Origin of the sequence: Leeuwenhoekiella aestuarii (assembly GCF_004104055.1) — a bacterium.
GTDB lineage: Bacteria > Bacteroidota > Bacteroidia > Flavobacteriales > Flavobacteriaceae > Leeuwenhoekiella > Leeuwenhoekiella aestuarii.
The window spans coordinates 503185-515465 of record NZ_QOVJ01000003.1; the positions used below are offsets into that span (position 1 = coordinate 503185).

8 protein-coding genes are annotated in these 12281 nt (G+C 38.2%); 5 read left to right on the forward strand and 3 right to left on the reverse strand.

Translation table 11 applies throughout. The features are described from left to right. Positions 1-77 precede the first annotated feature (77 nt). Positions 78-3449 (forward strand): ankyrin repeat domain-containing protein, encoded by a 3372-nt coding sequence (locus DSM03_RS11100; protein WP_128760585.1) that lies wholly within the window; start codon positions 78-80, stop codon positions 3447-3449. On the opposite strand, the gene DSM03_RS11105 is transcribed toward DSM03_RS11100, so the two are convergent. Continuing rightward, positions 3446-4879, reverse strand: coding sequence for an L-serine ammonia-lyase (locus DSM03_RS11105; RefSeq protein WP_128760586.1), 1434 nt, complete (start codon positions 4877-4879; stop codon positions 3446-3448). The genes DSM03_RS11100 and DSM03_RS11105 overlap by 4 nt on opposite strands. A 115-nt stretch (positions 4880-4994) precedes the next feature. On the opposite strand from DSM03_RS11105, the gene DSM03_RS11110 reads away from it, so the two are divergent. Together DSM03_RS11110 and DSM03_RS11115 are read left to right on the forward strand one after the other, a co-directional pair. Then, positions 4995-5366, forward strand: coding sequence for a S24 family peptidase (locus DSM03_RS11110; protein ID WP_128760587.1), 372 nt, complete (start codon positions 4995-4997; stop codon positions 5364-5366). Then, on the forward strand, positions 5327-6643 hold the full coding sequence (locus tag DSM03_RS11115; RefSeq protein ID WP_236638768.1) for a Y-family DNA polymerase: 1317 nt from the start codon (positions 5327-5329) through the stop codon (positions 6641-6643). Before DSM03_RS11110 ends, DSM03_RS11115 begins: the two co-directional genes overlap by 40 nt. Before the next feature lie 67 nt (positions 6644-6710). Here DSM03_RS11115 and DSM03_RS11120 read toward each other — a convergent pair whose 3' ends face one another. Then, positions 6711-7382: a CPBP family intramembrane glutamic endopeptidase gene (locus tag DSM03_RS11120; RefSeq protein WP_128760588.1), complete on the reverse strand. Its 672-nt coding sequence runs from the start codon at positions 7380-7382 to the stop codon at positions 6711-6713. A 250-nt stretch (positions 7383-7632) separates the two neighbouring features. Here DSM03_RS11120 and dnaK point away from each other — a divergent pair, with 250 nt between their 5' ends. Both dnaK and DSM03_RS11130 read left to right on the forward strand, forming a co-directional pair. After that, positions 7633-9552: a molecular chaperone DnaK gene (gene dnaK, locus DSM03_RS11125; protein WP_128760589.1), complete on the forward strand. Its 1920-nt coding sequence runs from the start codon at positions 7633-7635 to the stop codon at positions 9550-9552. Between the two features lie 465 nt (positions 9553-10017). Then, positions 10018-10299 (forward strand): hypothetical protein, encoded by a 282-nt coding sequence (locus tag DSM03_RS11130; RefSeq protein ID WP_128760590.1) that lies wholly within the window; start codon positions 10018-10020, stop codon positions 10297-10299. A 167-nt stretch (positions 10300-10466) separates the two neighbouring features. Here DSM03_RS11130 and DSM03_RS11135 read toward each other — a convergent pair whose 3' ends face one another. After that, on the reverse strand, positions 10467-11759 hold the full coding sequence (locus DSM03_RS11135; protein ID WP_128760591.1) for an APC family permease: 1293 nt from the start codon (positions 11757-11759) through the stop codon (positions 10467-10469). Between the last annotated feature and the right edge of the window lie 522 nt (positions 11760-12281).

Sequence of the window (12281 nt, forward strand, 5' to 3'; positions counted from 1 at the left end):
TTAAAGTAATTGGCTATCTTTCATAACCTTAATGTTTCCCCTGATCTTAAGCTAATTACTTTTATACTTTTTAGAAGTTGGGGAAAAAATTATATACTTTATTTCTGCTTTTTATATTGATGTATGGCTTTAATTATGCCCAGCAACAAGAATCCTATTTAGAAACTTTACGTCCCGGTTTTACAGTAGATATTCGATTTTTTGATCCTTTAGATCAAGAAGCAAACTCCGTGATTTCTGGTAATACTCAAGCTATTTTTAATGCTGAAACTAAACTTCCTAAATTAAAATCTGAAGTTGCTACCGGGCTTAGCTATGTATTGATCTATAGCGCATTAGATTTTGAACGGGAGCTTCTATTAAGCGATACGATTGCCAATACATTTTCCGCTCGCTTTTCCGAAGCTTATAATACGTTCAGTAAAGAAAATGGGAAAGAAGAGTCGGTTTTTGTCTATACGCTAAATAGAAAGCCGCTCTATGATCTGCGTTTGAATGAGCTAAATTTTACAGAAGAATTTAAAGATGCTGTAGAGCGTCTGGGACGAGATCTAACTCCTAAAGGTTTTATTTCCAAATTTGGAACCCATTATGCCGAGCAGCTTACTTATGGTGGATTGTACATTTTGCGAAATAAAATAAGTAGCCGGGATTATGTGAATTCACCCTATGATGAAAACGCATTTCAAAAAAATATGCTTCTCAAGATTGCTCAGCAGCAGCGTGGTGATTCATTGACCGAACCTTATATCAATATCGGTCAGCCACAAGTTTTTACAAAGGGTGGAGTCTCTGCTGAACTATGGGCTGAGCGCTGGGAAAATACGGTTACTGAAGATAACGCAGTTGTCATTAATACCCGGCTTGTGGAACTTACCAATTTACTTTCCACAAATAACTTCCCGGAAACTGAAGCGCTTAATTACAAACGCGATTTGCTTCACGCAGCTATTATTTCTGCACAGCAAAAATCGATCTCCTGGCAGGCAAAAGATTCTACTGCTGATTTTTATAAGAAGTTTTCGTTGCAGTTTCGTCAAAAAATCACTTCAGTGATAAAGATTGAAACAGGAGCTGAAGAAAAGCCAAATGCCTATGTGGGGGACTTATTTTACGGGGCATTTAGTAAAAATCGAGAACCGCTCAAAACAGCCCCGATAATTGAGAATAACGGGATAGATCTCAATTCGTTATTGACCGATGAGGAGGTTAAACTCAACCGAATCCTTGATTTTACGATTTCTCCAGAAGAATTGAAAGAAAGTTATGTGAGTGTTTGGGATGATGCAAAAAAGTTGGTAAAAGGTGAGAAGCGCACAGCACTATTTGTTTCAGGTCCTCAAGATGCGCAAATTCCTTTTAGAGATGCATTGGTCAGCCCGGTTTATAACGAAGTTGCAATTACCACGATTGATGGAGCTGTGTACACCGTTAAATATAGTCTGGAGCAGCTACGTAATACTACTGCTATTTTAAGTGCAAACAACAGCTATACTTATTCTATGGAGTCTGAGCTTGTTGCTGCTGCCGCACGTGGTGACATTGAGACACTAGAAAATCTATATGCCAAAGGTGCCTCCCGAACAACAAGCGGGGTGTTAGAAGCTGCTATCCAGAATTTTGACGATGCCGAAGTTTTAAATGTGATTTGTGACTTTGGTGTGCGTCCTACCACAGCAGATCTTGACATCGTTTTTGACCCTGATTATTTTAGTAAGGCTGACGCTTTAACATTGCTAGAACGTGGTGCATCTCCTAAAAATAATATGATTTATAAAGCCGTTGCTTTTAAACAACCAGAGGTAATTCACGCCCTATTGCGTGAAGGAGCAATACCCGTTAACAACGATGTTGCATTTGCTGTTAAAATGGGAAATTATGAGGTAGTTAAAGCTTTGATGAGTATGCGTTTTGAGACCTTTGAAGCAGATCAACAGATGCTTGCGCTTGCGGTTGCTAATGGAGATGTAGAACTGACCAATACCTTTATAATTTATGGGGCTGAGGCAGATGCCAAAACCTTACAGATGGCAACTAAGACAGGAGATAAAAACATTATAGATCAGGTAAAAGTGATCACTCCAGGCAGTACACAGGTGCTTGAAGTAGCTGCCGAAGCAAACGATACAGCGTTGTTTGATTACTTTTTTAAAAAAGAAACTGTTACCATCTCTCCTCAAATCATATCTACAGCTATTCAGAATACTAACATGGTGATTCTTGAAAAAGCACTTGAAGCTTCAGAATTGCAGAATTTTGCTTTAAAAGAGGCAATTGCTTTTAAGAACACGTCTGCGATTAGGTTGAGTTTGAAAAAAGGAGCAGAGCCGGATTCGGTTTTTGAATATGCAATTTTAGAAGAGGACTTTGACTTGTTTAAAGAGGTATTAACTCAGTATAAGGGTGATCCACAATTGGCTTTTGAGCAAGCTGTTTTCTACGATAAACTCGATCACGTGATATATGTATTCGAGCATAAGGGAACAGAATTAAAAGCCGAAAGTCAATTGCCACATGCTGTAGTGAACCAGAATTTTGATCTGGTTAAATTCTTAGTAACTCAGGATGCCAATCCTGAACTAGGAATAGATGCTGCGGTGGCTTCCGGAAATTTTGAAATCACCCAATTTTTAATCAAAAATGGTGCTTCAGTATCTAATCCGCAGTTGATTCAGAATGCTATCAAAGCTGAAAATACAGCGTTGGTGAAGTTGCTATTAGATACCGATAGCATTGATCCTGATGCAATCATGTTAGACTTGATCAAAACAAACAATTTAACGTTGGTTCAAAAGAATATAGCGTTGGGAGCTCAGCTAAATTCAGCAATAATGAATGCGGCTTTAGATAGTGGTAATGAAGATCTTGTATTGTTGTTATTGGCTTCAGGTTCAAAAGAAGAATTTTCAGAAAAGCTTTTGTTTACTGCGATTCAAAAAGGAATGCCTCAAGTTGCTGAGGTGCTTATGGATTCCTTACAAAACCCTGACTATGCTCTAGAAGCGGCTTTTCAATTTAAGAATATTGAAGTTTTAAATCTTGCACTTGCAAAAGGAGCAAAACTGGTAGATACCGATTTGATCAGAGTTGTCAAAGATGGTTTTAGTAAAGCGATACCGGTATTGCTAGAAAAGAATCTCAATCCACGCATTACAGATAACGAAGAAAACAGCCTTCTGCATTTTATAGTTTATAAATATGATGAAGACGATGCGGAAACTCTTGATGTGTTGATCAAAAACGGAGTCCATATCAATGCAAAGAACAAAATAGGGGAGACGCCGTTACACTGGGCGGTAAAAGCCGGAATCACCAATAAACCTACTATTATAAAGTTATTGAATTATGGCGCTTTACCCGAAGCTCAAACAGTAAAGCGACAAAGCGTCGCAGATTATACTGACGATAAAAAACTACGAAAGTTACTCAAAGCGCCTCTTGTAAACTAGCAGTCACTCAACGCCACATTTACTGCAAGACCACCTTCGCTGGTTTCTTTGTATTTAGAATTCATATCTTTTGCAGTTTGCCACATCGTTTCAATTACCTTATCTAGAGGCACTTTTGCATTCTTTGAATCCGTGTCGAGCGCCATCTCGCAAGCATTGATCGCTTTAATTGCCCCCATCGCATTACGCTCTATACATGGAATTTGTACCAGACCTCCAATAGGGTCACAGGTAAGCCCTAAGTGATGCTCCATCGCAATTTCACTTGCCATCAAAACCTGCTCAGGAGTTCCCCCCATCAGTTCGGTAAGTGCGCCTGCGGCCATTGCGCTAGAGACGCCTATCTCTGCCTGGCAACCGCCCATAGCTGCAGAAATGGTAGCCCCTTTTTTAAACAGACTTCCTATTTCACCTGCTACTAGCATAAACTGCTTGACATCTTCAAAGTTTGCATCGTGATTTTCAATAACCATATAATACATCATCACAGCAGGGATAACACCGGCGCTTCCGTTTGTGGGAGCAGTTACCACGCGTCCCAGCGAAGCATTTACCTCGTTAACGGCAAGTGCAAAACACGACACCCATTTAAGGATCTGTCTAAATTTTACTTCGGTGCTGCGTATGGCGGCGATCCATTCATCTGGAGAGGTATACTGGCAATCACCAATAAGCGTTTTGTGCGTGTCAAATGCCCTGCGACGTACGTTGAGTCCACCCGGTAAAGTACCTTCTGTATGACAGCCAGTATACATCGAATCGAGCATAACATCCCAGATTTGTTTCAGCTTAACATCTATTTCTTCTTCAGTAGCCAGTGAGCGTTCATTGGCCATCACAAGCTCAGAAATTTTAAGATCTTCAGCATTGCAAAAAGCCAGTAGTTCTTTACCAGATTGTACCGGAAATGGAAATTCTTTCAGCTTTTCCTGCTTGGCTTTAGAGCGCAGACGTTCTTCCTGAACCACAAACCCCCCACCTATAGAATAATAGGTTTCTGAAGTGCGTTTGCCGGTATTCAATTTTGCTCTGAATGTGATTCCGTTAGGATGAAATTCTTTGAATTTTTTATTGAAAATAATAGCATTTTCAGTATCAAAATCAACAGGGATTTCGCTATTCAACTGGATCTGCTTGGTTTCTTTTATACGCTCTACAACCTTTGGGATATCTTCTATAGGATAGCGTTGCGGGTCTAGGCCTTCTAAGCCTAAAAGTACAGCGATATCAGTCGCGTGGCCTTTACCTGTAAGGGATAAGGAACCGTAGAGTTCTACTGTGATTTCAGTGATGCTGGCAAACTTCTTTTTTTCTTTTAGCTTATCGATCCATCTTAAGGCTGCTCGCCACGGACCCAACGTGTGTGAACTAGACGGTCCCACACCAATCTTAAGCATATCAAAAACGCTGATACTTTCTATTTTACGCATACTGAGAATTTGGCTTCAAATATAGCATAATTCACAGAGCTGAAATTCAAATCAATCACCTGTTAATTATTAGGAATATTTCCTTTTAAAAGGAAATATTCCATACTTTTGAAAAATGGAATTTGAAGAATTATATAAGATCAAAGTACCTGATGAGGTGCATCAAGCCGGTACCTCTAAGCAGACCGGTTTTCCGAGTCCGGCGACACATTATTTAGAAAGTACCATCGATCTCAACTCGATCTTAACCACAAACCGGGATGCCACTTTTTTTATTCGTATCAGCGGTAACGGATGGAAAGCACATAATATTTTAGATCAAGACGTACTCATCATAAACCGGGCAGCTCCTGTAAAACGTGGGAAGTTAGCACTTGTGGTTACAGATGGCATCTTTAAGATAGAACGTATCCCTACTGCTTCGGTAGATGATTTAGAATTTACTGTTTGGGGCGTAATAACCTACATCATTCACGCAGTATTATGATTGCGCTGGTAGATTGTAATAGCTTCTACGCCTCATGTGAGCAGGTTTTTAGGCCTGACCTGTGGGGTAAACCTGTTGTTGTTTTGAGCAATAATGACGGGTGCGTGATCGCTGCTAATAAAGAGGCTAAAGCCCTTACTGATATCCCGATGTTTGAGCCGGTTTTTAAGATCAAAAAATTACTGATCGAAAATAAGGTGGAGTTCTTTTCTTCTAATTACACCTTATATGGGGAGATGTCACAGCGTGTCATGAATACCCTGAAGCTTTTTTCGCCTCAGGTAGAAATTTACAGTATTGATGAGTCGTTTATTGACCTGGCTAATATGAGGTTTGTAAATCTTAATGCTCATGGGCATCAGATTAAGAATACTGTTTTACAACATACGGGTTTGCCTGTAGGCGTAGGGATTGCACCGACTAAAGTTCTAGCAAAGCTTGCCAACAGTATGTCTAAGAAAATAATGGGATATGATCACGTTTGTGTTTTAGATACGACTGATAAATGCATCAAAGCTTTAAAGAAAGCTGAACTGAAAAATGTCTGGGGTATTGGAAAACAACATCGGAAGCGGTTGAATAATCAAGGGATTTTTAGTGCTTATGAATTTGCTTATGAGGTTTCGCTAGAATGGGTGCGAAAGAATATGACCGTAGTAGGCGAGCGAATTTGGCGGGAGTTGCGCGGTGAATCCTGTCTTAGCTTGGCCATGCTTCCTAAAGCCAAAAAAGCGATAGGAACTGCAAAATCCTTTGGTAAAAAACTTACCGATTTGGGAATGATAGAAGAGGCTTGTGCGTATTATATTTCTGAAGTGAGCGAGGTGTTGCGCAATCAGAATTCTTGTGCTCAGTACATTCAGGTTTTTTTACAAACCAATTACCACAGTGACAGAGATGCTCAATATTCAAAAAGTGTGACGGTGACGTTGAGCACGGCAACAAATAATACCTATATCCTAACACGTGAAGCCAAAAAAGCCTTACAGAAGATTTACAAACCGGGTTATCGTTATAAAAAGGTAGGTGTGAACTTAAGTGGTCTAATTCCGCAGGAATATGTGCAGACCAATATTTTTGAACAGGAAATCAGTAAAGATCGTACCCAATTGATGCGCACCGTAGACAAGCTTAATCAAAAATATGGAAAGTCTACTGTTTGTTCAGCATTAGTAGGAAACCGCATCAGCCAGTGGGAACTGGTTAAAAACGACCGAAGCCCCAGATACACCACACAGTGGAAGGAGTTGCTTACGATTGACTCGGAGTGCTTGTAGGTTGATGCGTTAAAGCCATCTCAATGCTAGGAAATATAGCAGCTTAAGATAAAAGATTCAACGGTTTTTAATTTGTAGACTGAAACAAGATCACCAGCAAGGGAATCAAATTATTAATAATGTGTAGCGCGATGGACCATTCTAATTTTTGGTTTTTAATTTTAAGATACCCAAAGGCAAACCCTGCAAACACACGTGGCATAATGAGTATAAGCAGTGGAATATTAAAAATAAAGTCAGTTACATAATTTGTTATATGAAACAATCCAAAAATAAGTGAACTGATGCACCAGATTACACTCACGTATTTTGACAACCAGGCACGAATGCGTCTTGCTTTTAAAGGAGGAATCAACTGCGAAACTATATAAATCATGCTTGCCAGTAAAATAACCAGAAATATGATTCTTAAAAATGGGTTGATTTCATTTGGGATGTATTGTGAGGCAATAAACACCGGCCAGCTGCTTACAAAATAGGCGAGGTCGTAATGCGAAGGTTTTAGTAAAGATCTAAACAGCATTTCTTCTAACACAGGCCCTACAACCAGAATCATTAAAAAAGCTTGTAGAGGGCTTTCTTTTATAAATGACATAAGACTGCTTTGCTTGTAAGATGCGAGCTCAATTTCCGGGTAAATAGTATTGATGATGAGTATGGCCAGTGCATAAATGGCATAGAGCAGGAGCAAGAGGCTTAAACTCTTAGTAAAATGGTGTTGCTTATATTTTGAAGTCAAAGGGGACGTATGAATGTATAAACTTACGTTTTTAAAGTTGCAAAAGGGATAGTAACAGAAATCCTCCTGTCTTTTTGCAGGAACTTGTAGTGGATAGCCCGCCACTACGACCGCGATAGCGGCGTATGGGTTTGCCCAAAAGACAAGATTAAAAGGATTTGTGACAGCTTGTCAGTATTATTTCTAGTGGCATAAAGATTGACTTTAACAGACCGAACAAAATTTAATAACACTTAAAATTATATATAACATGAGTAAGATCATAGGAATTGACTTAGGTACAACGAACTCCTGTGTTGCCGTGATGGAAGGTAACGAACCAGTAGTTATACCTAATGCAGAAGGGAAGAGAACAACCCCGTCTGTTATAGCATTTGTAGAAGGAGGAGAAATTAAAGTAGGTGACCCTGCAAAAAGACAAGCAGTTACTAACCCAACCAAAACGATATCTTCTATCAAACGTTTTATGGGTAACAAGTATAGCGAGTCTTCTAAAGAGTTAGAAAACGTTGCTTACAAGGTACAAAAAGGAGATAACGATACGCCACGTGTAGATATTGACGGGCGTTTATATACACCACAAGAATTATCTGCTATGATTCTTCAGAAAATGAAGAAGACTGCAGAAGATTATTTAGGTCAGGAAGTAACAGGAGCAGTAATTACTGTACCGGCTTACTTTAATGACTCGCAGCGTCAGGCTACAAAAGAAGCTGGTGAGATCGCAGGTTTAAAAGTAGAGCGTATTATTAACGAGCCTACTTCTGCAGCATTAGCTTATGGTCTAGATAAAAAAGACAGCGACCAGAAAATCGTAGTATTTGACTTTGGTGGGGGTACGCATGATGTTTCTATCCTAGAATTAGGAGATGGTGTATTTGAAGTACTTTCTACTGATGGTGATACACATTTAGGTGGTGATGATGTAGATAGTAAAATCATCAACTGGTTAGCAGAAGAATTTAAAGCTGAAGAAGACATGGACCTTCGTAAAGATCCTATGGCGCTTCAACGTTTAAAAGAAGCTGCTGAGAAAGCAAAAATAGAGCTTTCTTCTTCTAACCAAACTGAAATTAACTTGCCCTATGTTACGGCTACTGCTAGTGGACCAAAACACTTAGTACGTACGTTAACTCGTTCTAAATTTGAGCAATTAATAGACGATCTAGTAAAAAGAACAATCGCTCCTTGTGAGACTGCACTTAAAGCTGCAGGTCTTTCTAAGAGTGATATAGATGAGATCATCTTAGTAGGTGGTTCTACACGTATACCTGCTGTACAGGAAGCTGTAGAGAAATTCTTCGGTAAAAAACCAAGTAAAGGAGTAAATCCTGATGAGGTTGTAGCTGTAGGTGCTGCTATACAAGGTGGTGTATTAACCGGTGATGTAAAAGACGTATTGTTACTTGACGTAACACCGTTATCATTAGGTATTGAAACTATGGGGGGTGTAATGACTAAATTAATTGAGTCTAACACAACGATTCCAACTAAAAAGTCTCAGGTATTCTCTACTGCAGCAGATAATCAACCAAGTGTTGAGATTCACGTATTGCAAGGTGAACGCCCAATGGCAAATGATAACAAAACTATAGGTCGTTTCCACTTAGATGGTATTCCACCAGCACAGCGAGGAACTCCTCAGATCGAAGTTATCTTTGATATTGATGCTAACGGTATCATCAAAGTAAGTGCAGAGGATAAAGCTACCGGTAAGAAACAAGACATTCGTATTGAAGCTTCTTCAGGATTAACAGAAGAAGAAATTCAAAAAATGAAGTCGGAAGCTGAAGCAAATGCTGAGTCTGATAAAGCTGCTAAAGAGAAAGTAGACAAATTGAATGAGGCAGATCAGATGGTTTTTCAAACCGAAAAACTGTTGAAAGAATCTGGAGATAAGTTATCTGCAGACAATAAAACAAAGATCGAAGGAGCTCTAGAAGAGTTAAAGACTGCTTATGCTACTCAAGAAGTTGAGAAAGTACAACCAGCTCTAGATAATTTGAATGAGATCTGGAAATCTGCTTCTGAAGAGATTTACAAAGCTCAGGCAGAAGGCGCACAAGGCGGAGCACAACCAGGTCCAGACGCAGGTCAGGCATCAGGAGGTGAAGCTGAAGGAGCTTCTGGAAGCGATGTAGAGGATGTAGATTTTGAAGAAGTGAAGTAAATCTTGATAATTGAGATTGAACCAAAGGGTATCTTTGGTACTTAATACTAAGAAAAACCCCGATGCGAAAGCATTGGGGTTTTTTGATTTAAAAAGCTCTTAATTTATAAAATGTTCTTCTCTTTTTAAACACACATAACCTAGCCGCAACATTTAATTAAATATTTTATAAAGTGGCGTAGATTTTACTGGAGGTTTTATGAGCACTATTTGTCTAACTAATCAACAACTGATTTGCTATGCATAAAGCTTTGATTTTTCTTTTATTTTAGGTATTCAAGTTGCAGTTGCTCAGACTGAAGATGACCCGATCACCATCACTAAAGGAACTCAAAATGTAGAACTGAATTTGCGATTTTCTGGTATTAAAAATGACGTGCAGGTTTTGGTACTGCAAGTGGAGATAGATCAAAGCTTTTTGGGCTTTCTACAAGCTATGGTTTAGCAGTTTCCGAAAATTTAATAGTGGGTGCTCATCTGGAATACAAATATGCTGAAGATGTAAACACGTCTTACCGCAACGATGTGATAGAGAATATTGAGCGCTTTTATTGTTTTGGAATTTATGCAAAAAAATACTGTAACATTTCTAATCGTTTTCTCATAAATGGTAGAGCTGTAGTAGATTACGGTTTTCCCACACTATCAGAAGGCTATACTGATGAAACCCTTTTTAGATTGGGGTTTAGACCGGGATTAACCTATTTCTTTAGTCCACATTTTGCTCTTGCACCTTTGAATTTCTAGGCTATACAAGCGCTAAACTAGAAGTTAGTAAATATTTTCAAGAATTTTATTCTAAGAGTAAAACCTTTAATGCACAATTTAGTATGTCTGAGATTGGCCTAGGTATTTCATATTACTTTTAAGTAACTGATATTAATTAGAGGCTTACAAGAAATAATCACTACTTTTTACCTCAGTTCTTTTCCAAGCAAAGTTTTTTTATATATTAATTCTATTACGAAGCAAAAAGCTATTATTCCTAATGCAATAATAACGCCCATTTTATTGGTAGAAAATTGTTGAATATTTAATGTGATAAAAGCAACGAAGCAAAGCAAACTTGCAGTTAAATGTATCCATTTTTTCGAATCAAGTTCTTGATGTTTTTTATAGCCGATATAGTTGACTATGGAAAAGATTAAAAGAAATCCAGCACTACCAGCAGTTGATATACTTTGTAAGTTGAACAAATTGACTAAGGCAATTGCTAAAATAGCAGTTATTAGTAAGCCTATAGGTTTACCCCAAAATTTATGACAAAAATATTTTGGCAACTCATTATCCTCTGCAATATCATAATTCACTCTTCCACTACCTAAAACAGTTGCGTTTATTGCTGAAAATGTAGATATTAGAGCGGTTATTGAGATAATTGTAAAACCCACTTTTCCCAGAACTGGTTCTGCCGCTTTTGACAGCACATAATCTTGGGCACTTGCAATTTCTTTAAAAGGTAAAGCCCCCACAGTAACAATTGCAATTAATATATATAAAACTACAACAAAGCCAACTGCTCCAAAATAGGCTTTTTCAGTATTTTTTTCTTTATTCTTTAAATCAGAAATGGAATTGGCAATTAATTCAAATCCTTCATATGCTACGAAAATAACCATACCTCCAGAGAGTAACAAAAGTGGGTTTTCCCAATTTGTTGGTGATAACTGTTCAAGGTTTTCGGAATGTATCGTGAAGCCATAAAAACCTACACCAATGAAACCAACCAAAATTACCAGTTTAAGAATCACTGCTATTGACTCAATTTTTCCGACAAGGGTTACACTCAAGTAGTTTATTAGTAACGCAATTGCAATAATCGAGCTTTGAAAAATCCGAGTATCGATTTCTTTATTTCCGGTTAAGGAAATTAGTTCAGCTCCATAAGAGCCAAAAGCAGAGGAATATAGCGCTAACATGACAATATAGCTTATCCAAAGCAAGTTGTTTATTCCGCCAGCAAAAATCCCATTTCCATATTGTTGATGTATAAAACTTACAGTACCTCCGTTTGCGGGGTATTTTTTTGAAAGTTTGGCGTAAGAATATGCAGTTAGCAAAGCGATTATGCCAGCAAATAGGAAGGCAATAGGGGTGCCCCCTTTAGCCAGTGAAACCGCAAGTCCTAAAACTGCAAAAATTCCACCGCCAACCATTCCACCGATCCCGATTGAAATGGCATCTTTTAAACTTATTTTTCCATCCATATTAGTTGTTTGATTCCACCGGCAACCATTTTGTTTTTAGTGCGCCAGTATTCAAATATTCTAAGGCTATCGAGCAATCTCTACTAATTCGAAACCAAACAGTTTTAATTTAGTTAGGTTTTAATTCCTAAATATGTTCAGTTTAGTAGCCTATAGTTTTAATAATGCTTCCAAACCTTTAGAAGCTTTCAAAAATACATTGTACTTAAAAGTAAAACATGATTACCTATCATTCTTGATGATTTCTGAAAAAGCTTAAAAATAGTCAAGTTGAAGTTGTAGCTCAGGAGTTGGTTTTGAGTGGTTAATTATTAATAACATCCTGATAAACTCACGGAGTTTGACAATACCTACCATCCACCAAATCCTCTTTGTTGTATCCCTTTACTTCGATTCAAAACTATCTGTTTGTTTGCATTGCAATTTAGTAATTCAAGTAGGAGCCTCTATTAGAACTGTTGAGTAGTTTGGTTATGTGAATTAGGTGTTTTACTAGCCTTATATATGCTTTATCCTCGGGTG